The 23,093-nt window shown below is 70.1% G+C and carries 19 protein-coding genes and 1 riboswitch; of the genes, 7 read left to right on the top strand and 12 right to left on the bottom strand.

The features are described 5' to 3' along the window. Window positions 1-17: 17 nt before the first annotated feature. From ACH4RC_RS22370 to ACH4RC_RS22355, 4 genes are all read left to right on the top strand, one after another. A complete protein-coding gene (locus ACH4RC_RS22370; protein WP_398203568.1) occupies window positions 18-749 on the top strand; it encodes a MerR family transcriptional regulator in 732 nt (243 codons plus the stop codon). An 86-nt stretch (window positions 750-835) separates the two neighbouring features. After that, a complete protein-coding gene (locus ACH4RC_RS22365) occupies window positions 836-1,309 on the top strand; it encodes a bifunctional nuclease family protein (protein WP_347731313.1) in 474 nt (157 codons plus the stop codon). 157 nt (window positions 1,310-1,466) lie between these two features. Beyond that, entirely contained in the window at window positions 1,467-2,093 is a 627-nt protein-coding gene (locus ACH4RC_RS22360) for a MerR family transcriptional regulator (protein ID WP_398203565.1), read from the top strand. Between the two features lie 46 nt (window positions 2,094-2,139). Further along, window positions 2,140-3,534, top strand: coding sequence for a DNA polymerase IV (locus ACH4RC_RS22355; RefSeq protein WP_398203562.1), 1,395 nt, complete (start codon window positions 2,140-2,142; stop codon window positions 3,532-3,534). Window positions 3,535-3,864: 330 nt separating this feature from the next. Here ACH4RC_RS22355 and ACH4RC_RS22350 read toward each other — a convergent pair whose 3' ends face one another. Further along, window positions 3,865-4,239 (bottom strand): PRC-barrel domain-containing protein, encoded by a 375-nt coding sequence (locus ACH4RC_RS22350; RefSeq protein ID WP_398203559.1) that lies wholly within the window; start codon window positions 4,237-4,239, stop codon window positions 3,865-3,867. Between the two features lie 179 nt (window positions 4,240-4,418). Then, a riboswitch (glycine riboswitch) is annotated at window positions 4,419-4,513 on the top strand. A 193-nt stretch (window positions 4,514-4,706) separates the two neighbouring features. Here ACH4RC_RS22350 and gcvP point away from each other — a divergent pair. Further along, complete coding sequence (gcvP, locus tag ACH4RC_RS22345; protein ID WP_398203556.1) at window positions 4,707-7,592, top strand: aminomethyl-transferring glycine dehydrogenase; 2,886 nt, start codon at window positions 4,707-4,709, stop codon at window positions 7,590-7,592. A gap of 79 nt (window positions 7,593-7,671) precedes the next feature. Here the strand turns inward: gcvP and ACH4RC_RS22340 are convergent, their stop codons facing one another. Together ACH4RC_RS22340 and ACH4RC_RS22335 are read right to left on the bottom strand one after the other, a co-directional pair. Then, window positions 7,672-7,872: a DUF5999 family protein gene (locus ACH4RC_RS22340; protein WP_394435673.1), complete on the bottom strand. Its 201-nt coding sequence runs from the start codon at window positions 7,870-7,872 to the stop codon at window positions 7,672-7,674. Between the two features lie 318 nt (window positions 7,873-8,190). Next, on the bottom strand, window positions 8,191-8,787 hold the full coding sequence (locus ACH4RC_RS22335) for a hypothetical protein (protein WP_398203552.1): 597 nt from the start codon (window positions 8,785-8,787) through the stop codon (window positions 8,191-8,193). 525 nt (window positions 8,788-9,312) lie between these two features. Between ACH4RC_RS22335 and ACH4RC_RS22330 the strand changes: the two genes are divergently transcribed. Continuing rightward, window positions 9,313-10,833: a glutamate--cysteine ligase gene (locus tag ACH4RC_RS22330; protein ID WP_398203551.1), complete on the top strand. Its 1,521-nt coding sequence runs from the start codon at window positions 9,313-9,315 to the stop codon at window positions 10,831-10,833. 15 nt (window positions 10,834-10,848) lie between these two features. On the opposite strand, the gene ACH4RC_RS22325 is transcribed toward ACH4RC_RS22330, so the two are convergent. After that, entirely contained in the window at window positions 10,849-12,618 is a 1,770-nt protein-coding gene (locus ACH4RC_RS22325) for a substrate-binding and VWA domain-containing protein (RefSeq protein WP_398203550.1), read from the bottom strand. A gap of 185 nt (window positions 12,619-12,803) precedes the next feature. Here ACH4RC_RS22325 and ACH4RC_RS22320 point away from each other — a divergent pair, with 185 nt between their 5' ends. Further along, window positions 12,804-13,604 (top strand): CPBP family intramembrane glutamic endopeptidase, encoded by an 801-nt coding sequence (locus ACH4RC_RS22320; RefSeq protein WP_398203548.1) that lies wholly within the window; start codon window positions 12,804-12,806, stop codon window positions 13,602-13,604. A 16-nt stretch (window positions 13,605-13,620) separates the two neighbouring features. Here the strand turns inward: ACH4RC_RS22320 and ACH4RC_RS22315 are convergent, their stop codons facing one another. The 8 genes from ACH4RC_RS22315 to ACH4RC_RS22280 form a co-directional block, all read right to left on the bottom strand. Continuing rightward, complete coding sequence (locus tag ACH4RC_RS22315; protein ID WP_398203546.1) at window positions 13,621-14,430, bottom strand: PhzF family phenazine biosynthesis protein; 810 nt, start codon at window positions 14,428-14,430, stop codon at window positions 13,621-13,623. Window positions 14,431-14,559: 129 nt separating this feature from the next. Next, entirely contained in the window at window positions 14,560-15,411 is an 852-nt protein-coding gene (locus ACH4RC_RS22310) for a class I SAM-dependent methyltransferase (protein ID WP_398203543.1), read from the bottom strand. Then, window positions 15,408-16,961 (bottom strand): hypothetical protein, encoded by a 1,554-nt coding sequence (locus ACH4RC_RS22305; protein WP_398203540.1) that lies wholly within the window; start codon window positions 16,959-16,961, stop codon window positions 15,408-15,410. Before ACH4RC_RS22305 ends, ACH4RC_RS22310 begins: the two co-directional genes overlap by 4 nt. After that, complete coding sequence (locus ACH4RC_RS22300; RefSeq protein ID WP_398203538.1) at window positions 16,949-17,698, bottom strand: TnsA-like heteromeric transposase endonuclease subunit; 750 nt, start codon at window positions 17,696-17,698, stop codon at window positions 16,949-16,951. The genes ACH4RC_RS22305 and ACH4RC_RS22300 overlap by 13 nt, the downstream gene beginning before the upstream one ends. 184 nt (window positions 17,699-17,882) lie before the next feature. Continuing rightward, window positions 17,883-18,536 (bottom strand): class I SAM-dependent methyltransferase, encoded by a 654-nt coding sequence (locus ACH4RC_RS22295; RefSeq protein WP_398203605.1) that lies wholly within the window; start codon window positions 18,534-18,536, stop codon window positions 17,883-17,885. Window positions 18,537-18,694: 158 nt separating this feature from the next. Next, window positions 18,695-19,693 carry a TniQ family protein gene (locus tag ACH4RC_RS22290; protein ID WP_398203535.1) on the bottom strand — a complete coding sequence of 333 codons (999 nt, stop codon included), beginning with the start codon at window positions 19,691-19,693 and terminating at the stop codon, window positions 18,695-18,697. 562 nt (window positions 19,694-20,255) lie between these two features. Continuing rightward, entirely contained in the window at window positions 20,256-21,305 is a 1,050-nt protein-coding gene (locus ACH4RC_RS22285; protein WP_398203532.1) for an ATP-binding protein, read from the bottom strand. Further along, window positions 21,302-22,825: a Mu transposase C-terminal domain-containing protein gene (locus ACH4RC_RS22280; RefSeq protein ID WP_398203602.1), complete on the bottom strand. Its 1,524-nt coding sequence runs from the start codon at window positions 22,823-22,825 to the stop codon at window positions 21,302-21,304. The genes ACH4RC_RS22285 and ACH4RC_RS22280 overlap by 4 nt, the downstream gene beginning before the upstream one ends. Between the last annotated feature and the right edge of the window lie 268 nt (window positions 22,826-23,093).

Raw genomic sequence — 23,093 nt, 5'->3', positions numbered from 1 at the left:
CAACCTCAGGAAGGTCCATGCTTCATACACCGAGGGGCGGTGCCGGATCGGGCACCGCCACCGCGGGCAGTCGGTCGATGAGCATCGGCACCGTACTGAACGTGTTGCGCGAAGAGTTTCCCGAGGTCACCATCTCCAAGATCAGGTTCTTGGAGTCCGAGGGCCTCGTCGAGCCGCAGCGGACGCCGTCGGGCTACCGCAAGTTCAGCGCGGACGACGTCGAGCGCCTCGCCCACGTCCTGCGGATGCAGCGGGACCACTATCTGCCCCTGAAGGTCATCAAGGAGCAGCTCGACGCCCTGGAGCGGGGTGAGACACCGTCCGCGCCCGCCCCGGGAAAGCCCGGTGACGCCGGAGACGAGAGCGAGAGCGCTCCCACGGCCGCGCGCGTGGGCCGGGACGCGCTGCTCGCCGCCGCGGGGATCGACGAGGGGGACCTCGTTGAGTGGGAGTCGTACGGGCTCATCGCCCCGTTGCCGGACGGCGGTTACGACGCCACGGCCGTATCGGTCGCCGAGCTGGTGGGCGAACTCGGCCGGTTCGGCATCGAGCCGCGGCATCTGCGGGTCATGCGGGCGGCCGCCGACCGGGAGGCCGGACTCGTCGACTCCGTCGTCGCGCCGCTCAAGGTGCACCGCAATCCGCAGACCAGGGCCCTCGCGCAGGCGCGGGCCAAGGAGCTGGCGGGCCTCACCGTGCGGCTGCACGCCGCTCTGGTGCAAACTGCACTTGGCGTGCGTCTGCCCTGATCGCAGGGGTGGGCACAAGCCGTGGACCCCGGCCGCGGCGCATGCCCGACTACCCAAACCGGCCGGGCACGTCCTAGGGTTGCTGTGTGAACGAGCTCGACGTCGTAGGTGTCCGGGTGGAAATGCCCTCCAACCAGCCGATCGTGCTCCTGCGTGAAGTGGGAGGCGACCGTTACCTCCCCATCTGGATCGGACCGGGGGAGGCGACGGCGATCGCCTTCGCCCAGCAGGGCATGGCCCCGGCGCGGCCGCTGACGCACGACCTGTTCAAGGACGTGCTGGAGGCGGTCGGGCAGGAGCTCACCGAAGTACGCATCACCGACCTGCGGGACGGGGTCTTCTACGCGGAACTGGTGTTCGCGAGCGGGGTCGAGGTCAGCGCCCGCCCGTCCGACGCCATAGCGCTGGCGCTGCGCACCGGGACGCCGATCTTCGGCAGCGACGGGGTCCTGGACGACGCGGGGATCGCGATCCCCGACGAGCAGGAGGACGAGGTGGAGAAGTTCCGCGAGTTCCTCGACCAGATCTCGCCCGAGGATTTCGGGACCAACAGCCAGTGACCGGCCGTTTCGGCACATTCGGCTAGCCTTTCCCCGCGGCGGGACACGGGAAACCACTCGTAGGGTGATTATCACTCGGCGTGGCGAGTGTGGCGTTCGTTGACGCACCCCTTGTGACTGCCTACCGTCGTGAAGGCAGGTCACAGAGGAGGTCGGCGTGAGAAGCAGCGGCGACGGTACGGCGACGGGCGGTCCGTACTCGTTTCACGGCAGCACGGCCGATCACACTCCGCAGCGCCCGCAGACAGTGTCTGCGGTGCCGGGGGCGGGGGAGAGCGGCGACGCGGCGTCCGAGCAGATCGGATATCGCGGGCCGACCGCGTGCGCGGCGGCCGGGATCACTTATCGACAACTCGACTACTGGGCCAGGACCGGTCTGGTCGAGCCGAGCGTGCGGGCCGCGTACGGGTCGGGGACACAGCGGCTCTACAGCTTCCGGGACGTCGTCGTCCTGAAGGTCGTCAAGCGGTTCCTGGACACGGGGGTCTCACTGCAGAACATCCGCACGGCCGTGCAGCACCTGCGGGAGCAGGGCTTCACCGATCTGGAGCGCATGACGCTCATGAGCGACGGCGCGACCGTCTACGAATGCACGTCACCGGCCGAGGTGCACGAGCTGCTCCAGGGCGGGCAGGGGATCTTCGGCATCGCGGTGGGCGTGGTCTGGCGGGACGTGGACCACGCCCTCTCGCAGCTGCACGGGGAGCGGGTGGACACGGGCGAGACGCTGGTCGGGCAGAACCCGGCGGACGAGCTGGCGAGGCGGCGCAACAGGGCCGTCTGACGTCCCCGCGGCCGCGTTGTCAGTGGCGTAGGGCAGCATCGGTGACGTGAGAGCCGCGCCGACGATCCTGCATCTCGACATGGACGCCTTCTACGCCTCGGCGGAGCAGGCGGCCAAGCCGAGCCTGCGCGGGAAGGCCGTGGTCGTGGGCGGGCTCGGGCCGCGCGGTGTGGTGGCCACCGCGTCGTACGAGGCGCGGAAGTTCGGGGTGCACTCGGCGATGCCGATGGGGCAGGCGCGGCGGCTCGCCCCGCACGCCGCGTACCTGGTGCCGCGGTTCCGGTTGTACCGGGAGATCAGCGAGCAGGTGATGGGGCTTCTGCGGGAGCTTTCGCCGCTGGTGGAGCCCTTGAGCCTCGACGAGGCGTTCGTCGATCTGGAGGCCGGTGAGGTGGCCTGGGACGAGGCGTCCGCGGAGGCGGTCGGGGTGCGGCTGCGCACGGACATCCGCCGGGTCACCGGGCTCACCGGGTCCGTCGGGATCGCCGCGTCCAAGATGCTGGCGAAGATCGCGTCCGAGGAGGCCAAGCCGGACGGGCTCGTGCTGATACGGCCGGGGACCGAGCGGGCACTGCTCGGCCCGAAGTCCGTACGGATCCTGCCCGGGGTCGGGCCCGCCACCGGGGATCATCTGCGCCGGGCCGGGATCCTCACCGTCGCGGAGATCGCCGAAGCGGGCGAGGACGAGCTGGTCCGGCTGCTCGGGAAGTCGCACGGGGCGCATCTGTACGCGATGGCGCTGGCCCACGACGACCGGCCCGTCGTCGCCGAGCGGGACTCCAAGTCGGTGTCGGTCGAGGACACGTACGACGTGGACATCCACGAGCGGGTGCGGGTGAGGGGTGAGGTCCAGCGGCTCGCCGACCGGTGCGTGGAGCGGCTGCGGGCGGCCGGGCGGTCGGGCCGGACCGTGGTCCTGAAGGTGCGGCGCTACGACTTCTCCACGCTGACGCGCTCCGAGACGCTGCGCGGGCCCACGGACGACCCCGGGGTGGTGCGGGAGGCTGCCGCGCGCCTCCTGGAGGCCGTGGACACGACGGGCGGGGTGCGTCTGCTCGGGGTCGGGGTGAGCGGCCTCGCCGACTTCACGCAGGAGGACCTGTTCGCGCAGGCGGCTGCCGCCGAGGAGGAGGTGCGGGGAGCGGGGAACGCGGTCGAGGTGCCGCAGGAGCGGGCCGAGCCGGTGGAGGTGCCCGCCGCGCCGGTCGAGCGGCGGTACATGGCCGGGCACGACGTCCGGCACGCGGAGTACGGCCCCGGCTGGGTCCAGGGCAGCGGTCTAGGGCGGGTGACGGTCCGCTTCGAAACACCGTACGAGGCGGTTCCCGGCCGGGTCCGCACGTTCCTGGTGGACGACCCGCTGCTGGAGCCGGCGGAACCGCTGCCGCTGGTGGAGGGGGTGGAAGGCGCGGAGGAGCCCGGGGTGCGGGGAGTGTCCTGAGGAGGGCGTCCTGGAGGGCCGCACGGTATTGGTGGAGCGTCGACGGCTGGTGGGAGGCAGGGCCGGGCCCGGTGCCGAGTTGGCTGGGGCAGGGCCGCGGAGTGCCGGGGGCACCGGGAAGGGGGTGAGCTGCTTCGCCGCTGGTGCGGCGGGGCGCCATGCGCGGAGAGGCGATGGAAAGCGCTGCGGCATGTGGGTTCGCCGGGGGTGAAGGGGCGAGAGGCCGAGGGGCCAAGGGGATCGGACGGTCGCCGGGTTCGGGCTGGCCGCTTCCGCGAGGGCTCGGGGTGTGGTGTCGGCGGCGGGGGCCTGGCCGCTGGGTGGGGTGGGTCAGGGGCGCTCGGGGTCTTTGCCCGCGATGTGGCCGAACTCCGTGTCCGGGGGCCGGGGGACCGTCGTGTCCAGGCCGTAGTGGTGGTAGAGCTGGAGCTCTTGCTCGGGGGAGAGGTGGCGGCCCACGCCGAAGTCGGGGGAGTCCTTGATCAGCGACCGCTCGAAGGGAACGCGCAGGGTGCCGTCGACGAGCCGGCTGGGGGCCAGCGGGATGAAGGCGTCGCGGCTGAAGAGGCCGGTGCGTATCGCCGCCCATTCCGGGATGCCGGTGGCGTCGTCGAGATAGACCTCGTCGATCGTGCCGATCTTGGTTCCGTTGCGGTCGAACGCTTTGCGGCCGATCAGATTGCGCGGATCGATGTCGGTCTGCACGGGCCCTCCAGCAGGTCGCGACTCGTCTGGAAACGCTACAGACTCGCTCGGGTGGCGATGGTGAACTCGTCCGTAAGCGCTATGAAATCGGTTGTAAGCACTACGAAAGAGTACTTCTGGCAGGGCGGCCACTCGGGGGCTGCGGTCATACTGCCGCTGGTACGCTGGCGAGCGGCTGCTGACCCTGTGCGGGAGAGTCTCCGATCGAGGTCGGAGGCGCCGAAGGAGCAAATCCTCCCCGGAATCTCTCAGGCCCACGTACCGCACGGACGAGGTCACTCTGGAAAGCAGGGCGGGGGCACGTTCCCCACCCTCACCGACGGTGAAAGCCGGTGTGTCCCGTGCGCGTCCCACACGTACGGAGCGGGCCGGTGAAGCTCTCAGGTTGAGATGACAGAGGGGGAGGCCGTCCGGGCACCCGCGCCGTGGTGCCCCTCGCAGGTCGTAGTGACCAGGAGGCCTCCGCAATGACAGCCAGCCGCACTCCGCTCTCCGCGTTGGAGCAGGGAATCCCCTTCGAGCAGCGCCACATCGGTCCGGACGACGCCGCGCAGGCCAAGATGCTCGCGCAGGTCGGCTACGGCTCGCTCGACGAGCTGACGGCGGCCGCGGTGCCGGATGTGATCAAGAGCGCCGAGGCGCTGGAGCTGCCGGCCGCCCGGACCGAGGCCGAGGTCCTCGCCGAGCTGCGCTCCCTCGCCGACCGCAACCAGGTTCTCGGCTCGATGATCGGCCTCGGCTACTACGGGACGTTCACCCCGCCCGTCATCCTGCGCAACGTCATGGAGAACCCCTCCTGGTACACGGCCTACACGCCGTACCAGCCGGAGATCTCGCAGGGCCGCCTGGAGGCGCTGCTCAACTTCCAGACGATGGTCGCGGAGCTGACCGGCCTGCCGACCTCCGGCGCCTCGCTGCTCGACGAGGGCACCGCCGCCGCCGAGGCCATGGCCCTGTCGCGGCGCGTCGGCAAGGTCAAGAACGGCGTGTATGTGGTGGACGCCGACGCGTTGCCGCAGACCACCGCCGTCATACAGACGCGCGCCGAGCCGACCGGTGTCGAGATCGTCGTCGCCGACCTGAGCGACGGCATCCCCGCCGAGGTCGCGGAGCGCGGTGTCGTCGGCGTGCTCGTGCAGTACCCGGGCGCCTCCGGTGCCGTCCGCGACATCAAGCCCGTCATCGACCAGGCGCACGAGCTCGGCGCCGTCGTCACCGTCGCCGCCGACCTGCTCGCTCTCACGCTGCTGACCTCGCCCGGCGAGCTGGGCGCCGACATCGCCGTCGGTACGACGCAGCGGTTCGGTGTGCCGATGGGCTTCGGCGGCCCGCACGCCGGTTACATGGCCGTACGCGAGAAGTTCGCGCGATCCCTGCCCGGCCGTCTCGTGGGTGTCTCCGTCGACGCCGACGGCAACAAGGCGTACCGCCTCGCCCTGCAGACGCGTGAGCAGCACATCCGCCGCGAGAAGGCCACGAGCAACATCTGTACGGCGCAGGTGCTGCTCGCCGTCATGGCCGGCATGTACGCCGTCTACCACGGACCCGACGGCCTGCGCTCCATCGCGCAGCGTACCCACCGCTACGCCACCCTGCTCGCCGCCGGTCTGACGGCGGGCGGCCTCGAGGTCGTGCACGGGACGTACTTCGACACCGTGACCGTACGGGTGCCGGGTCAGGCCGCTCAGGTGGTGCGGGCCGCGCGCGAGCGCGGGGTCAACCTGCGCCAGGTCGACGCCGACCACGTCTCCGCCGCCTGTGACGAGACCACCACGCGCAGCCGGCTGCACATCGTCTGGGGCGCGTTCGGCGTCGAGGGGGACGTGGAGGCGCTGGACGCCGAGGTCGCGGACGTGCTGCCCGGGTCGGCGCTGCGCGGCGACGAGATCCTCGCGCACCCCGTCTTCCACCAGCACCGCTCGGAGACCGCGATGCTGCGCTACCTGCGCAAGCTCGCCGACCGTGACTACGCGCTCGACCGCGGCATGATCCCGCTGGGCTCCTGCACGATGAAGCTCAACGCGACGACCGAGATGGAGCCGGTGACCTGGCCCGAGTTCGGCCAGCTGCACCCCTTCGCCCCGGCCGAGCAGGCGCAGGGCTACCTCACGCTCATCACGGAGTTGGAGGAGCGCCTCGCCGAGGTCACCGGGTACGACAAGGTGTCGCTGCAGCCGAACGCCGGTTCGCAGGGCGAGCTGGCCGGGCTCCTCGCCGTACGGGGCTACCACCGCGCCAACGGCGACGAGCAGCGCACCGTCTGCCTCATCCCGTCCTCCGCGCACGGTACGAACGCGGCGAGCGCCGTGATGGCCGGCATGAAGGTCGTCGTCGTGAAGACCGCCGACGACGGCGAGATCGACGTCGAGGACCTGCGCGCCAAGATCGAGCAGTACACGGACCAGCTCTCCGTCCTCATGATCACGTACCCGTCGACGCACGGTGTCTTCGAGGAGCACGTCGCCGACATCTGTGCCGCCGTGCACGACGCGGGCGGCCAGGTCTACGTGGACGGGGCCAACCTCAACGCGCTGGTCGGGCTCGCCAAGCCGGGGCACTTCGGCGGCGACGTCTCGCACCTGAACCTGCACAAGACGTTCTGCATCCCGCACGGCGGCGGTGGCCCGGGCGTCGGCCCGGTCGGTGTGCGCGCGCACCTCGCGCCGTACCTGCCGAACCACCCGATGCAGCCGGCCGCGGGCCCCGAGACCGGCGTCGGGCCGATCTCGGCCGCGCCGTGGGGTTCGGCGGGCATCCTGCCGATCTCGTGGTCGTACGTGCGTCTCATGGGGGGCGAGGGGCTGAAGCGGGCGACGCAGGTCGCCGTGCTCTCCGCCAACTACATCGCCAAGCGGCTCGAACCGCACTTCCCGGTGCTGTACACCGGGCCCGGCGGGCTCGTCGCGCACGAGTGCATCATCGACCTGCGGCCGCTGTCGAAGGCGACCGGCGTCACCGTCGACGACATCGCCAAGCGCCTCATCGACTACGGGTTCCACGCGCCGACCATGTCGTTCCCGGTGGCGGGGACGCTGATGATCGAGCCGACCGAGAGCGAGGACATCGACGAACTCGACCGGTTCTGCGACGCGATGATCGCCATTCGCGGCGAGGTCGAGCGGGTCGCCTCCGGCGAGTGGCCGGCGGACGACAACCCCCTGCGGAACGCTCCGCACACGGCCGGGATGCTCGGCGGGGAGTGGGCGCACGCGTACAGCCGCGAGGAAGGTGTCTTCCCCGCGGGGGTCGCGGCCTCCGACAAGTACTGGCCGCCTGTCCGGCGTATTGACCAGGCCTTCGGTGACCGGAACCTGGTGTGTTCGTGCCCGCCCTTGGACGCCTACGAGGCGTGAGGGTTGCGGTGACTGCGCGGCCTGCCTTCGTACGTGGCCGGTCGCGCAGTTTCCCGCGCCCGTGGGGCGCGTGGTGCCTCTACGCGGCTGTCACTACCGTTGCCAGCGGGCGGTGCGGGGCGATGATCGTGCCGTTGGGGAGGAGTTCCCCGGTGTCCTCGAAGAGCAGGACCCCGTTGCACAGCAGGCTCCAGCCCTGCTCCGGGTGGTGAGCCACCGGAAGGGCGGCCTCCCTGTCCGCGGATTCTGCTGTGGGGCACGACGGCTGGTGCTGGCACATGGGTGGGTTCTTTCGCTGCGTAGTGATCTCGATGATGTCGGCGTCTGTGCTGCGGCTTGAATGCGTGTTCATGGCCGCCCCCCGTTTCGGTCGGTCGGAACCCAGTGTTGCCCTGTGGGCGTCAATCCGCAGGGATTTCGTTGCAGCGGTCCTCACTGGATTCAGACGCGTCACCCTTGCGGGCGGTTCAGTCCAACTGCACTGCCTCTTCGGGTGGTTCGGGGTGGCCGGACCGGACTAGTCCGCTCCGGACCGCCCGGACAGGGCTGTGCCCCGCGGCCGGACGGCGGCGGCGCGGGGCACAGGGGTGGGCGCGGGTCAGGCGAGCAGGGCGGCTCGCGACGGGGTCAGGCGCAGGGCCAGGACCGGGAGGAGCTCCGCGACGCGGTGCGGGCGGTGGGCGGCGATGCCCGGTGGCGCCGGTGCGAGGGGGATCAGGATGTCGTCGGCGGCCGGGATGCCGTCGACCGTGTCCGCGGTGTGGTCGCCGTGCAGCCACAGGGTGAGCATGTACAGCTCCGGGACCGAGAGCAGCCGCGGCTGGTAGGTCTTGGCCAGGGGTTCGGCCTGGCGCAGGGCGCGTTCGGTGGATTTCACGTAGGGGCCTTCGAAGAAGTGTGAGAAGGCCCAGCCGTCCGCGGTGAGCATCGTGTCGGCGGCGGCCACCGCCCGGTCCCCGCAGCGGACCAGGAAGCGCCAGCCGGCGAGGCGGGCGGGCGACGGGTGGCCGCCCGCGGACGTGGTCTCGGTGATGCGGTCCAACACGTAGACGGGCAAAGGGAGTTCAGGGCTCACGGGGCCCTGCGCGGCGCGCAGGGACGGGGTGCGGGCCTCACGGACCGCGGTGGGGGAACCCAGGGCGGTGAGGACGGTGCGGAGAGCGGGCGCGGGAGCCGGGGGGACATGCAGCGGCATGGTGGGTCGCCTCTCATTCGACAGGCACGTGGTGCGAGGGCGGTGCGGGAAGAGCGGACGGCGCTGTCTGCTGCTCGGTGCGCGAAGTGCGCTGCGTTACGCGGGCCAGAGGGGGCGGGGGCCTCGACACGGGCGCCAACTCTCTGTCTCGTCCGCGGAGTTTATACGACGCGTGTTCACACGATGTTTCCGCTAGCAGTGCGGCATGTGTCCGCAAGGTGCTATCGAGACGTCACCCGGACGGTGTTTTGTCGGTGTCACGTCGATTTCTCGTGGACCCCACCCTCTTGACCTGCACTTTGCCCGTTCGGGCGGACGGCTGAATCTCGTCGGCGTTTTTTACCAGATGTTCGTAGATGAATCTGCGAAAAGCTGCATGCCTAGGGAATGTGCCTCGGGGTAAGCGCTCTGAGCGTACTGCTCCGCGGGCCCGCGCGGGGCGTTATCGATCACATCTGTGGGGCATCATCCACCGTGGACGCGCGGCCGGATCATCGGGCTGCCCTGGCGAGGAAGGAAGCTCCCATGGGGGAGAAGGTCGCTGCGGGCGCGGTCGATCCGGCGGATCGGCGGCACTACCGCCAGAAGGTGAAGGAGTGCCTGGAGGGGCTCGGGCGACTCCTGGAGGAGAAGCGGTTCGACCGCCCCAAAAACCTCATGGGACTGGAGATCGAGCTGAATCTAGCGGGGCCCGACGGGCTGCCGCGAATGATGAATGCGGAAGTACTGGAGCGCATCGCGAGCCGGGATTTCCAGACGGAACTGGCGATGTTCAATCTAGAAGTGAACATTGCGCCGCACCGGCTCGCCGGACGAGTTCTCGACCAGCTCGCCGAGGAGCTGCGCACGGGGCTCAACTATGCCCACCGAAAGGCGAACGAGGTCCATGCGGGGATCGTGATGATCGGCATTCTGCCGACGTTGCAGCCGGACGATCTCGTCTCCGCGAACCTGTCGGACGTCGACCGCTACACCCTGCTCAACGAACAGATGGTCGCCGCGCGCGGTGAGGACTTCCAGCTCGACATCGACGGTGTGGAGCGGCTGACCACCACGTCCTCCTCGATCGTGCCGGAGGCGGCCTGTACCTCCGTTCAGCTGCACCTCCAGGTCACGCCGAACCGGTTCGGCGCGGTGTGGAACGCGGCGCAGGCGGTCGCCGGGGTGCAGATCGCGATGGGGGCCAACTCGCCGTTCCTGTTCGGGCGTGAGGTCTGGCGGGAGTCGCGGCCCCCGCTGTTCCAGCAGTCCACGGACGTGCGCCCGCCCGAGCTGCAGGCGCAGGGGGTGCGGCCGCGGACCTGGTTCGGGGAGCGGTGGATCGACTCGGCGTACGACCTCTTCGAGGAGAACCTGAAGTACTTCCCGCCGCTCCTTCCCATCCTGGACGACGAACAGCCGCTCGAGGTGCTCGACAAGGGCGGCGTGCCGGCCCTCGCCGAGCTGGTGCTGCACAACGGCACCGTGTACCGCTGGAACCGGCCCGTGTACGACATCGCCGACGGTGTCCCGCACCTGCGCGTGGAGAACAGGGTGCTGCCGGCCGGGCCCACCGTCACCGACGTCGTCGCCAACACCGCCTTCTACTACGGGCTCGTACGGGCGCTCGCGGAGGAGTCGCGCCCCGTGTGGTCGCGGCTGTCCTTCGAAGCGGCCGCCCGCAACTTCGACACCGCGTGCCGCCACGGGATCGACGCGCGCCTGGAGTGGCCGCGCCAGGGCCGGCGCGGCGGCACCGAGCAGGTGGCGGCCACCACCCTCGTACGGGAGGAGCTGCTGCCGCTCGCGGCCGCCGGGCTCGACGCCTGGGGGGTGGAACCCGCCGACCGCGACTTCTACCTGGGCGTGATCGAGGGGCGCTGTGAGCGGCGGACGAACGGCGCGTCGTGGCAGGCGGCGACGTACCACCGGGCGCTCGAGAGCGGTCTGGAGCGGGAGGCGGCGCTCGCGGCGACCACGCGCCGGTACGCCGAGCTGATGCACTCGGGTGAGCCCGTGCACACCTGGCCGGTGGGGCTGCCGACGCCCGCGGTCCCGCTGCGCTGAACGGGCCCCGCGACGTCAGTTGCTCTCGGCGCCCGCCTGGACGATGGCCTTGAGGATGACCTGCTGGATGTCGGCGGGGTCGCTGACCTGGTGACCGGAGCCGCCGGTCGCCTCGGCGATCTGCTCGACCTCGTCCTTGTCGGTGTCCGGGCCGACCGCGATGGCGATGAGCGGCACCGGGCGCTCCGGGTCGGTGAGGTTCTCGAGCTGCCTGAGGAGGGTGGAGCGGGACAGGGAGCCCGGGTCCTCGTTGACGCCGTCGGTGACCAGGACGACGGCGTTGAACTTGCCGCCGCGGTACGACGCCGTCGCCTCCTTGTAGGCGGCGAGCGTCGTGTCGTACAGGCCCGTCGCACCGCCCGCGACGGGCTGCAGGGCGGTGAACGCGGCGGAGAGCCGGTCGCGCTGGGTGGCGGAGCCCTTGCGGTCGCCGAGGCGCTCGGTCGGGACCAGCTTCTTGTAGTCGCGGGCGCCGTCGAGCAGCGTGGAGAACTCCCACATGCCGATCTCGTCCTCGGGCGTGAACGTCGACAGGGCCGCCAGCATCGACGCCTTCGTCACCTCCATGCGGGACTGGCCACGGCCCGGCACCAGGTTCGCCATCGAGCCCGAGGCGTCCACGACCGTGGTGATCCGGGCGCTCTGCACCGTGATCGTCCACATGCCGAGGGTCTCCTCGATCTCCTCGTCGGCGGGCGGCTGCGAGGTGGGTTCCGTGTACGGCTGCGGGGAGTGGGCGCCGGCCTGGGCGGCGACCGCCTCCGGTGAGCCGCCGCCGTCGGTGCGGAAGCCGTGCTTGGCGAGGACCGCGCGGCCGTCGGGGGCGGTGAGCAGCGTCATGAAGCGGACGGCGGCGCGGCTCTGCTCGGTGCTCAGAGCGTCCCCGCCGACCAGCGTGAACGGGTAGTTCAGCTCGGGTGAGCCGTCCTTCGGGTAGAAGAGCTCGAGGGAGGCGCCGTCGGCCGCCCCGGCGTTGTGCGCGAAAGCCGCCTGTTCGGAGAGGATCAGCGCCTGGCTGCGGCGCGGGTTGCCCTCCTCGGTGCCGGAGGAGTCGCGGGCCACCGTCTCCATCAACTGGCCGTCGCTGTCGGACGTGCGCTGCGAGAGGACCTTCGCCATGGCGGCGGCCCGGGTGTCGCCGTCGCGGGACTTCTTCGCGGCGCCCGTCACCTTGGTGAGCGCGAGCAGGCCCGTGGAGCTGCGGGCCGGGTCGGCGGCGCCGAGGCGCACCTTGTCGTCGGCCATCGCGGCGCCGGTCAGCTGCGTCCAGGTGTACGTCCTCTTCGGCCAGCCGAACCCTTTCGCCGCCGACGGCACCATGCCGACGCCGATCGGCGACTTGGCGACGTTCCCGGCCGCGCTGACCTTCGTCGCCTTCGCGGTCTGCCCGACGCGCTGGACCCACAGGTCCGAGTCGGGCACCCACACCTGGTAGTCGGGCCTGCCCTTGCCGGCCCGCAGGGCGTCGGCGACCTTGTACGAGTCGCGCGGGGTGACGGCGACGTCGAGGCAGCTGCCGTCCGAGGTGACGTTCTGCCGGCGGGCCCGGTCGGCGGCGGTGCGCAGGGCGGGCGCCATGTCCGGCGACGCGACGACGTCCAGGTGCACCGTTCTTCCGCACGCGTCCCCTAGGTCCAGCAGGTCGCTGCGGACCGCGAGCGCCGTACCGGCCGCGACGGTGAGGACGAGGGCCGTCGCGATGGCCACCGAACGGCCCCGCGAGCGGGGGCGCGGGTCGGCCTCGGCCGGCCCGTGTGCGTCGGGCATGCTGCTGTGACGTCCCATGACGGTGGTGCCCCTCCCTGAGCCGTGTAGGCAGTTGCGATATAAGCGGTGGAGCAAGCAAGGGGGAGGTGCGCCGCACAGCGGTGTCCGCCCCCTCGGCCTGTCGCGCGCGATCTTCGTACCTGCATTCGAACCCTAGCGGGGCGGCGTGGGGGATGCGGCGGGATTACACAAGTAAGGCAGGTGTGCAGGTGGAGGCGGGGACGGTGGCTGATTCTCTTCCCGGCGGGGGGCTCCCGCGACGAATCTTGCGGGACGAGACGCTTCTCGTACTGGGGCTGTCGCTCGGCGCGAGCGGGGTGTCCGCCCTGATCAGCTTTGTGGGCTCGGTCACGAAACCGGGCGGTCTCAAGGACCAGGCGGCCACGCTCAACGCGTCGGCGGCGCCCGGCAGGCCGTGGCTCGATCTCGCGTGGCAGCTGTTCGGGATCGCGAGCGCGCTGGTGCCCGTCGCGCTGGTCGCGCACTTCCTGCTGCGTGAGGGCGCGGGCCTGCGCACGATCGGCTTCGACCGGACGCGGCCGTGGTTCGACGGGGCGCGCGGCGCCGGGCTGGCCGCCGTCATCGGCAGCACCGGCATCGCGTTCTACCTCGCGGCGCGCGGCCTCGGCTTCAATCTGACGGTGGTGCCGGAGGCGCTGCCCGACGTGTGGTGGAAGTACCCGGTGCTGATCCTGTCGGCGGTGCAGAACGCCGTACTGGAAGAGGTCATCGTCGTCGGGTATCTGCTGCGCAGACTCCGCCAGTTGGGGTGGACGCCCGGCACGGCGCTGGTCGCCTCGTCCGTGCTGCGCGGCTCGTACCACCTGTACCAGGGCATCGGCGGGTTCTTCGGCAACCTCGCGATGGGCGTCGTCTTCGCCTACCTGTACCGGCGCTGGGGGAGGGTCGGGCCACTGGTCGTGGCCCACTCCCTGTTGGACATCGGCGCGTTCGTCGGATACGCCCTGCTCGCGGGCAAGGTGGACTGGCTGCCCACCGCCTGAGCACTGCGCCGGTCCGCTACACCAGTAGTTCGCCCTCGATGGTGGTGACGGCGCGACCGCTGAGCAGCGTGCGCTCGCCGCGCAGGTCGACGCGGACCAGGCCGGTGCGCGCCGACGCCTGCAGACCGGTGAGGACGGTGCGGCCGAGCCGCTTCGCCCAGAACGGGGCGAGGGCCGTGTGCGCGCTGCCGGTGACCGGGTCCTCGTCGATTCCGACGTCCGGGAAGAAGCAGCGCGAGACGAAGTCGTAGCCCCGCGACGGGTCCTCGGCGCGGGCCGTCGCGATGATGCCGCGCGCGGAGAGCCCGACGAGCGCCTTGAGGTCGGGGGCGAGGGCCCGGACCGTCTTCTCGTCGGCCAGTTCGACCACGAGGTCGCCGACGAAGCGGCCCGTGTCGTGCACGGAGACCGGCTCGGCGCCGAGCGCCTCCGCGAGCCCCGCCGGCGCCGGTTCCCCGGTGAGCGGGGCCGTCGGGAAGTCGAGGGTGTACGAGCCGTCGTCCCGCGGGGCCGCGACGAGTACGCCGCTGCGCGTGGCGAACCTGACCGGGCCAGTGGTCACCCCCGTGGAGTGCAGGACGTGCGCGGTGGCGAGCGTGGCGTGGCCGCACATGTCGACCTCGGTGCCGGGGGTGAACCAGCGCAGCGCCCAGTCCGCGTCGCCGCCCTCCGGCAGCGGGTGCGCGAAGGCGGTCTCGGCGTGGTTGACCTCGACGGCGACGTTCTGCAGCCAGGCGTCGTCCGGGAAGGCGTCCAGAAGCACGACACCCGCGGGGTTGCCGGCGAAAGGGCGGTCGGTGAAGGCGTCGACGATACGAATACGCATGTCACGGACGCTAGACGACGCCGCGCCGCCCTGGCCAAGGCCAATCCGGCGCGCCTGGCCCCTGTTCCGGTGTCCTGTGACAGTGAACCTTGACCGATTGCCACTGAAGTCTGACCGCCAGGAGGCGCTCTACCGGCGGACCGCCGAGATCAGTCCGCCGGGCCGTTCCTCGCGCTGCGGAGGGGTGCTGATAGGGCGGCCGTAGGCGGCAGCGCGCTCGCGCAGAGTGTGGCTGTCGGCCTCCCAGCCGTGCCCGGCCAGCCAGCCCACCGGGTCGTCGGGCATCTCCGAGACCCACATGGACGCCGCCGATCCCGGCACGGCGTCCGCGCCGAAGCGCTCGATCACGCCGCGCGAGCCCAACGTCAGCCCCATCCGACTGCCTGGCGCCGACTGCGCGGTGATCCGGGCCAGCAGCAGCTCCACCGCGTCCTCGGGCAGATAGATCAGCAGTCCTTCGGCGATCCACGCGGTCGGCACCGCCGGGTCGTGCCCTGCGGCGGCCAGCGCGCCTGGCCAGTCCTCACGCAGATCCACCGCGACGGTGATCCGCTCGCAGCGTGCGACGGCGCGCTCTTGGCGCAGCACCGAAGCCTTGAAGTCCAGTGGCGCGGCGGTGTCGACCTCGAACAGCCGGGTGCCCTCGGGCCAGTCCATCCGGAAGGCCCGGCTGTCCATGCCGGCGCCGAGCAGCACGACCTGCCGGACCCCGGACGCGGAGGCCTGCTGCAACAAGTCGTCGAGGAACTTCGTCCTGATGACGATGGAGTACGACACGGCCCGCCGGCGGCGTTGCGCGGCCTCGTCATCGGGCAGCGGCGGCGAGGAGGGCCACAGGCCGCCGGCGGTGGCGAAGGCCTGTGCCAGTGGGTCGCGGAACAGCGCGTTCTCCCGCTCGGATTCCAGCGCTCGCACCCCGGCCACCCCCACCGCCGTGGCCCACACTCCCGACGGCTGCACCTGCTCCTGTTCATCAGTCACCGCGCCAGCCTAGAAGGCTGCTGCGCCTTCCGCTGCCGGTATGCCTTCTGGCGGCAGCGCTGTGAGCACGTCCGGCGTTGTTGCTGGCAGGGCCCTGCTGGTAGTGGTCCTCCGCAGGTCTCGCAGGGTCTCGTTGATGCCGTGTGGGCTGGTTCGGGTGGCTGGGGTGGTGGTGCGGGCTGTGGTGTCGGCGGTGGCGAAGGCGGGTTCGCGGGAGGCGGCCTGAGCTGTTGGCGACGTGCTCGCTGGCGGCATCGGTCTGAGCATGTCCGGCGTGCTGCTGAGAACATCGGGCCGTCGCAGACGGGGCAGATGCGTGGTCCGGATGGATCGGCCGGGTCTGCTTCGGCTAACCACTCTTCTTCGTGTTTGAGGTAGTTGGCCCGTCGGCAGGCGGATGAACACAGGCGGTAGCGCTGTCCGGGCTGGATCTTCATGCTCTTGCCGCACTCTCTGCAGGGGGCCTTCTGCTCTGGAGCCCGAGGAAGCCGTTTCCGCTCGTCCAGGGCCAGCAGCCTTCGGTGCGGCAGCACCGAGCGCGACATCCTGAGCGCGTCCGTCCAGCCCGGCCGCATCAGTTCGGGGGTGACGGTGCGGGCCGGCAGCACGCTGGCATCCACTGCCTTCGTGGTCGGCCGCAGCACCGCCGCGGTCAGCGTCCTGGTCGCGACATCGATCATGGCGGTGAGCTCGACTCTGCCCGTGACGCCGTTGTCGAGCAGGACCAGCACGTCCAGCGGGGTGGAGTCGATTTGCATGACCTCGCCCGGCGCGAACACGGGCAGTTCCCCGTGCGGCGTCGTGGCCCCGTGGGCCCTGGACCGGCGGGTCACCGCCGAACCGGACGTGTGGGTGCCCGGGGTGAGCTTCGCCAGCAGCCGGTAGAGCGTCCGCTGCGAGGGAAGCCCAGCCCCCTGCATGTCAGGTGCTTCTTCGAGGATCTCGCCGGTCCGCCACAAGATGAACGTCCCCGTGCGGGTCGAGGCGTCCACCGCTTCCTCGATCGCCTGCCGCATCGCGGCCACCACCGCATCGGCGACCTCCCCGAACTCGGCCGTCCTGCGGACCGGCCGGTGATCGGCCAGGCCCGGCACCCCGCGTTCCTGGTAGCGCCGCCGCCGGTGGGCGACCGTACTGGCAGAGACCTTGTGACCAGCGGCAGTCAGCTCAGCGGCCTTCGCCCGCTGCCGGGCGGTCAAGGACCGCTCCGGCCCGTACTCAGGCCGGACCGCCGTGCCGGGCCCGGCTTCGGGCGGCAACCCGTGCAGGACCTCCAGGATGTGGCCCTCCCACCACAGAGCCCTCTCCACCTCCCGGGCGGGAAACGCCTCCAGCAGCGAGGCCGCCGGCAACGGCATCCGAACCGGGCTGTTCACGACCTCGAAATCGGCCGCCGCGAACAACTCGAGCAACGGCACGACCCGATACGGCTCTTCGCCGTCCGTCAGCGTCACCGCCTGGGCAGCAACGGCGAGCACTCCACGGATCCGGCCCTCGAACCGCACCCGGACACCGACCGCGACCCGCCCCGGCCGCTTCATCCTGCCCATGCCGCCCGCCCCTCGGTCCAGACGAGAGTGTCCGCCCCCAGCACCGCTGACTCCAGGTCCGTGCCCAGCCGCCCGGACCACAGCAGATGGAACAGCACCGGCAGGACCTGCAGCCGGTCGCCCACCCGCCCGGCTCCCGACCACAACGGCAGCGGCTCCTCGAAGACCTCCACCAGCGCGGCCGCCACCCCTTCCGGGCGCCCCGAGCGGGTCCGCCGGTAGCGGGCCAGCCAGCGCACATTCGCCATGAACACCGGCTCGGGCGTGCCCATCCACGCGAACTCCCAGCCCACCGCCTCACAGGCCCGACGCGTCGCCGCGAACGCCTCCCCGGTCCGATCGTCCAGCCGGTCCGCGGATCGGACATCGACCACCCTGGCCCGCCCGTCAGCAAGGCGTACGAAGTAGTCAGGCGCATGGCGACGCTGTTCCGGACCGTCCTGCCAGTGCAACCAGAAGGGCTGCGAGGCGATCCCGACCACCCTCGGATCACGGTCCAGCAAGATCAGGCAGTCCCGCTCCAGCCACGACTCGTAGCCCACGTGGCTACCGGTCGTCGCCGCGAAGTACCAGCCCGGGAAGGTCTCCCCATCCTTCGTCCACCGGAACTCACGTACCGGCTGGACGCCCTCGAACTGCGTACTCCACAACTGGCCCAACGACCCGCGACAACGCTCACCAGGCTCAAGAAAACCGCAACGGTCAAAGTTCAGTGGCAGGAACGTACCGGTGGTCAAACTTCAGTGGCAATCGAACGAGATTCGCTGTCACAGGACACCTGTCCTGTCTCAACGAAGTTAGTCGCCTGCATGCCGTTGACGTGTGTGGACTCGGTTGGCTGAGACGCATGGACTGGGTTCGTTGAGACAGACTCACGGTCTCGGGGTCAAAAAGGGCTGAGCCGAGCAGCCCGGTGTCTCGTCAGCCGACGGTGGTCGGCGGTTCTGCAATGCCGATGAAGTTCCCGGCTTTGGTCTGGATGTGGACTGACCAGCCCAGCGCGGTGAGGTCGTCCGTGAGGGTCTGGGCGTCGTGGAATACCTTCACGATGCGGTATTGGCTGCCGTCATCGAGCCGACGCAGCGCTGCCGGGGTCGGCTGGTTGGTAAGGACTTCCTCGTATGTGGCTGCGGCGGGGCCGTCGTCAATGAAGATTACTTTGCCGCCCGGCGCGAGTGCGGCCGAGACGGTGTTCCAGAAGTCGGGCAACCGCGTCGGCGGGATGTGGGAGAGCCAGAAGGCGAAGAACACAGTGTCGTAGCGCCGTGGCGGCTGCCACTGGAACAGGTCGGCCTCGATGAACTGGACGGTGGGGGATGTGGTGCGCTCCCGAGCGAGGGCCAATACTTCGGTTGCTGCGTCGACGGCCGTCACTGAACGTGCCCGTGCGGCAAGCCTCCGGGTCCACTGGCCCGTTCCGCAGGCCAGCTCCAGCACATCCCCGCCAATCGGGAGGTCATCGACGACAGCCAGCAATTGCTGCAGGGCCTCGTACTCTGCGTAGGGCCGGTCGTATTCGGGCGCGGCGGCCCTGTAGTAGGCCCTCTGCTCTGCCAGGAGAGCGTCGTCATCCATGCAGGTTCCTCTCATGCGGGCTCGGTCAAAGCCAATCACGCTCAGTTCGTCGGCTTGGTTGCCGCAGACACTGTCGGCCTTCACCTTTGGGCAAGGTCAAGAGTCACGAGGGTCCCCTTCTCTCGCGGCGGAACGACACCGATCCGGCATACGCACGTTCAGCAGCGGTAGTAGGGGTGGAACGGGCTCCACCGTGTTTCCGCGTCGGCTTCACCGGGCTGGCGCGGTGGCGGGATCGTTTCGCGAGGGAAGAATGCGTCGTAGATCCGCGGGCTTCGGTGGAAGGCGACGAACTTGTGGGTGGAGAAATGCTGCTCCACCCATTGGATCAGGGGGTCCTTGCGGTCTTTGGGGACGTAGCCGAGAAGGATGTTGCGGACGGTGATCTGCTCGACGAGCCAGGTGACGTGGCCAGTGGCGACGGCGCGGTGTTCCCACTCCCGGCCGGCGAGAAGTCCGGCGAGCGTCACGACTTGTGGGTGGAAGACCATCGTGAGCGTGAGGTCGGGAGAGGGCGGTTTCCCAGTGCCGTCGGTGAGGATGCGGCGTGCAGTGTCAAGCAGATCGAACGGATCAGCGGTCTGCTGCAGCCAGGTGAAGTAGATCTTGCGCGCATCCGGGTAAACGTTGCGAACCCAGCGGCGGCCGTGGCGGGCCACCAGGTTTCGGTGGTGTCTCTGGGCTCGTAGCGTGTCGGGGAGCCTGCTGATGTCGACTTGCTCGTCGGCGTTGGCGATGCCGTTGCCGATCCAGAGGCGGTGGCGGAGGCAGACGTTGCGGTCATGAGTGGTCCAGCAGGTCACGGTCATGGTGATGCCTGCGGCGTGGGTGCAACGGCGGCAGGCAGGACGCTGGATGGCGGTGTGCAGGGCTGAGCGCGGACGGCCGATGGTGCCGGGCTTGTCGATGGTGTCGGCGTCGGCATCGAGGAATTCAGGCAGAGCCAGTTCCAGAGTGCGTTGGCGGACGCCGGCTGCGGCGGCGAGAGGCTCAAGGAGTGTGGTGGACGGGGTCTTCTTGGTGCGCCGGATCTCCAGTAGGGGCAGCAACTGGTCGGCCGGTAGGTGGTTGGCGGCGGCGAGCCTGTGGAGGAAAGAGTCCAGGGTCTCGTTGTGAAAGAGGGGGACGGTGCGCGGAAGTGGCTGTCTCGGTGGCACTACTCGTCGCGTTCCCGCAGATGGAGAAGGTCGGGGAGGGCTCTGAGGCGTTCACGGTGGGCTGCAGCGCGGCAGATACGGGAACACCACACCGGCCGGCACCGACTTCCGCGTGAGGAGCTTGTCGGCTGCTGCAGATCCTGCCCGCAGTGTCCGCACTCTCCCTTGGCCCACCGGGCTTCGTAGGAGGCTTGCCTGCAAGGTTCGGAGCACCAGCGAAAAGGGCGGTTGCGTTCGATGACGGTGCCGCATTGGGCGCAGGGTGCTCTATGGGTGGCCCATCGTGCGGGTCGGCCCTTGACCGTCCGGGAGCGTAGGGGCTGGAAACAGTTGCTGCATCGCGTGTCGTTCAGTGCTCGTTGCAGGTCAGTAAGGGGGCGTCCCGTGATCGCGGCCACTTTCTCGACGAGGGGCGGGCCGAGGGAGCCCATCGCGCAGAGGTGGGAGCGCAGATCAGCGGGCGGGAGGTGGTTGGCGTGCGCCAGGCGGCGGATGTAGGAGTCGATGGTGTCGTCGTCGGCCGGGCGAACGTAGATCGGCAGGCGGGGAGGAGGGATATCGATCATCGCTGCCTGGTCGGCTTTCGGGCGGGACGAACGGATTCCGCGGCGTGATCCAGGGGGATGGCGTCGAGGCCTTCTTTGGTGACGCGCTCGGTGCCGTTGAGGATCGCGTCGATTGCGGCGCCGCGGATGGCGTGGGACAGGGCTCCGATCATCCCGTCGGTGCGGTTGTGCAGGTAGCGGTCCAGTTTGATCAGGCCGCGCGGTGGATGGTTGTGAAGGAGCAGGGTCTCTTCCATGGTCGCGATCAGCCCTTTCCATTCGTCGCCGTAGGGGAACGGGCCGGTGGGGACGAGGGTGAAGCGGCCTGCGATCTGAGCGCCTCGCGTGCCGACCAGCAGTTCACTGGTCTCCAAACCGATGCCGGCGTAGACGAAGGTGGCGGGGATGCGCTCGGAAAAGTACTTCAAGGTGTCGGAGACCTCGGCGCCGGCCTGGGTTCTCTGCGAGATGTTGTGGATCTCGTCGACGACCACGAGACCCGTGCGGGTGTCGGTGCAGACGCCCACCACGGCCTCGATGATGTCGGTCATGTTCGACCGGGGACGGACCGGCAGTCCCAGGAACCGGGCGAACTCCGCCGCGACCATGCGTGCAGTCGCAGCAGGTGGAACCGTGATGTAGAGAACCGGAATTCGGTCGGAGATCTGCGGGTGACGGGCCCGGTCGAGTAGTTCGTGAGCGCGGCCGAGTTGGGCGATGGCGCTGGTCTTGCCGGTGCCTGGAAGGCCCGAGACCATCAGCCCGCGGCGGGCGCTGATCGCGTGCCGGTTCAGCAGGACCAGACGACGGCCGCAGATCCGTGTCTTCTCCACGAACGATGTGGAGACCGTGAGCATCCGGGCGTGATGGTCGAGGCGGTCCTCGTCGTGAAGGTCGCGCTCGGTCGGTGACAGCTGCTTCAACTGTCCTGGGGACAGTCGGCCCGGGGGTGGGGGCGGTCCGTCGACGAACTTCCGCCACCCGGCCAGGGTGGTCAGCTGCCGGTTCGCCTCAGCGTCGGCCTCCTGCACTGTCGTGGGCCCGGCCGCTGGGCAGGAAAGGGTCATGGTCGCCTCCAGGGGTTGGCGAGCGGGTCGAACAGACCCAGCGGGATGACATCGGCGAGCTCGGCGTCCGACTCGTCGTTGCCTGCGGGGTCGTTGGCGGGCGGATCAGGGACCGGGCGGTCGGTTGAGGTGGCCCGAGTACGAGCGGCGACGCGACGGTCGCGGCGTGAACGCTTGGCCGGAGGGGCCTTCTCCGCAGAGGGACCGTCGTGGGCCCGCCGCAGCAAGGCCGCAGCCGCATCCGCGATCTGTTCCTCGGTGCCGCCGGGGACCTGGGCGCGAGCGTGGTCCCAGGCCAGCTCACCGAAGGGGACGCCGACGCGGTGCAGATGCTTCCAAAACACGGAGATCCACCGATCAGCGCGGGCGTCGCGTACCCAGATCCGGGACACGTCGTAGGGGTCGTAGTGGACCTCCCACAGACCCTTCTTCGCCGTCACCCCCGAGCTCTGGCGGCGCAACGGGTTCAACTCTGGGCTGTCGTAGGTGCGGCGCTTGACCCGGATCCCGTAAGCGTTGATCGCCTGCCAGCGCTCGGGCAGCAACTCGACGTAGTCCTCCCCGCCGAGCGGCACCGGCACATATCCGCAGGATTCAAGCAGCGTCGCGTACTTCTCGTTCGGCGAGCACGCCCGCCCCGGTGCGTCCGGGTCGCGCAGCGAGTCGTGGGGCCTCGTTTGCCAGACGGCGATGATCCACTCGTCGAGGAGGTTCTGGAGTTCGGGCAGCGACCACAGCGGCCCGTCTTCCAGGCCGCGGCCGCGGCGGTCCGTCGTCGAGCCGGTGTATCCCGCGACGAACTGGGCGAACAGCGTGGCCACGGAGCCCAGGGTCTTCTCGATCGTGCCCTTGTCGGTCGGCGTCGCCTTGTGCGCCGGCTGCAGGTTGATGCCCAGGTAACGGCAGGACGACCTGAACGCGTGCGAAATGAACACGCTTCCGTGGTCGCAGACAATCGTCTCCGGCACGATCACCGGGCGGGCGGCCGCGTGCTCCAGGCGCTCGTCGATGCTCAGCAGTCGCCGGTGCGGCAACGCTGACCGGGACATCCGCAGGGCTTCCGCCCAGCCCGGACGCATCGCCTCCGGGGTGACACTGCGAGCCAACAAGGCGGAAGCGTCCGCGGCCTTCGTGGAGGGGCGCAGCACCGCGGCGGTGATCGACCTGGTGGCGATGTCGACCATGGCCGTCAGCTCGACCTTCTCGGCGACGCCGTCATCCAGCCGCACCAGCACGTCCATCGGCGTGGAATCGATCTGCATCAGCTCGCCTGGCGCACTGGCCGGTACTTCGCCGAATGGCCCGGACGGACGTGCCCCGACCGACCGGCGGGTGCGGGCCGAACCGGTGGCGTGGGTGCCGACGGCGAGTCTGTCGAACAGCCGGTAGAGCGTGGCCCGAGACGGCAGCTCAACCTCGGCGGTCTCCTTCCTGCCGGACAGAATCTGTTGGGTCCGCCAGAGAGTGAAGCCGATGGTTCTCGACGACGCGTCGGCGGTCTCGGCGATCGCCTGTCGCATCGCCTCCACCACAACCGGGTCGACCTGGCCGAAGGCCTGCATCTGCTTGGCCGACCGGCCGTCCGCCAGCCCCACCAGCCCATCCCGCTGGTAGCGCTGGCGCCGTTGCTTGATGCCGCTGGCCGACACCTGATGCCCGGCCAACGTCAGTTCGGCAGCCTTGGCCCGCTCGCGCTGGGCCAGCGAGTGCCGTTTCGGGTCGAACTCCGGCCGCGGCTTGGTCCCTTCCGGAGCGTCCGGCGGCAGACCGTGCAGGACCTCCAGGATG

It is taken from the genome of Streptomyces sp. NPDC016845 (assembly GCF_044332585.1).
Taxonomy (GTDB): domain Bacteria; phylum Actinomycetota; class Actinomycetes; order Streptomycetales; family Streptomycetaceae; genus Streptomyces.
The sequence above is the reverse complement of the archived record's forward strand: the minus strand, read 5'-3'. Positions and strand labels throughout refer to the sequence as shown.

Excerpts from the sequence above, each read along its gene's own strand:
- ACH4RC_RS22335 (WP_398203552.1), bottom strand. The coding sequence starts at position 8,787 with ATGCCGCTGCATGTCCCCCCGGCTCCCGCGCCCGCTCTCCGCACCGTC.
- ACH4RC_RS22330 (WP_398203551.1), top strand. The coding sequence starts at position 9,313 with ATGGGGGAGAAGGTCGCTGCGGGCGCGGTCGATCCGGCGGATCGGCGG.
- ACH4RC_RS22325 (WP_398203550.1), bottom strand. The coding sequence starts at position 12,618 with ATGGGACGTCACAGCAGCATGCCCGACGCACACGGGCCGGCCGAGGCC.
- ACH4RC_RS22280 (WP_398203602.1), bottom strand. The coding sequence starts at position 22,825 with ATGCGACAGGCGATCGCCGAGACCGCCGACGCGTCGTCGAGAACCATC.
- ACH4RC_RS22305 (WP_398203540.1), bottom strand. The coding sequence starts at position 16,961 with ATGGGCAGGATGAAGCGGCCGGGGCGGGTCGCGGTCGGTGTCCGGGTG.
- ACH4RC_RS22370 (WP_398203568.1), top strand. The coding sequence starts at position 18 with ATGCTTCATACACCGAGGGGCGGTGCCGGATCGGGCACCGCCACCGCG.
- ACH4RC_RS22315 (WP_398203546.1), bottom strand. The coding sequence starts at position 14,430 with ATGCGTATTCGTATCGTCGACGCCTTCACCGACCGCCCTTTCGCCGGC.
- ACH4RC_RS22295 (WP_398203605.1), bottom strand. The coding sequence starts at position 18,536 with ATGGATGACGACGCTCTCCTGGCAGAGCAGAGGGCCTACTACAGGGCC.
- gcvP (WP_398203556.1), top strand. The coding sequence starts at position 4,707 with ATGACAGCCAGCCGCACTCCGCTCTCCGCGTTGGAGCAGGGAATCCCC.
- ACH4RC_RS22285 (WP_398203532.1), bottom strand. The coding sequence starts at position 21,305 with ATGACCCTTTCCTGCCCAGCGGCCGGGCCCACGACAGTGCAGGAGGCC.
- ACH4RC_RS22340 (WP_394435673.1), bottom strand. The coding sequence starts at position 7,872 with ATGTGCCAGCACCAGCCGTCGTGCCCCACAGCAGAATCCGCGGACAGG.